The sequence below is a fragment of the Psychrobacter sp. 16-MNA-CIBAN-0192 genome, from assembly GCF_040309565.1.
Lineage (GTDB): Bacteria > Pseudomonadota > Gammaproteobacteria > Pseudomonadales > Moraxellaceae > Psychrobacter.
Genome location: NZ_JBEOOX010000138.1, coordinates 1 through 285, shown reverse-complemented (window position 1 = coordinate 285; position 285 = coordinate 1). Strand labels below are relative to the sequence as shown.

The following is a 285-nucleotide window of genomic DNA, read 5'->3' as shown; positions in this document are numbered from 1 at the left end:
GATCTAAGTTACCCACACTACGTCTTGAATTAATCCAGTGAATGAGCTCCTCACTAGTAAATGGCGTGCTCTCAGTCGATAGTGATTTAATAGAGATATTTTCATTATTTTTTGCAGGGTTTCTTTCTATTTGACTGTTTTCTGCTTGACTATCTTGTTCTTGACCACTTTGCACTTGACTATCTTTTGCTTGATTTTCCTTTGTAAAGTTGTTTTCGTCAGACTTATTCATTATTTGTCCTTATTTATTAGGGTCTGTTTAACATTCAAATGTGGCACTGGCAG

At 35.4% G+C, this 285-nt stretch carries 1 pseudogene; it reads right to left on the bottom strand.

Annotated elements, in window-relative coordinates:
• A pseudogene (locus AAEY78_RS12660) lies at positions 1-232 on the bottom strand (hypothetical protein); the annotation flags it as partial.
• Positions 233-285: the final 53 nt, after the last annotated feature.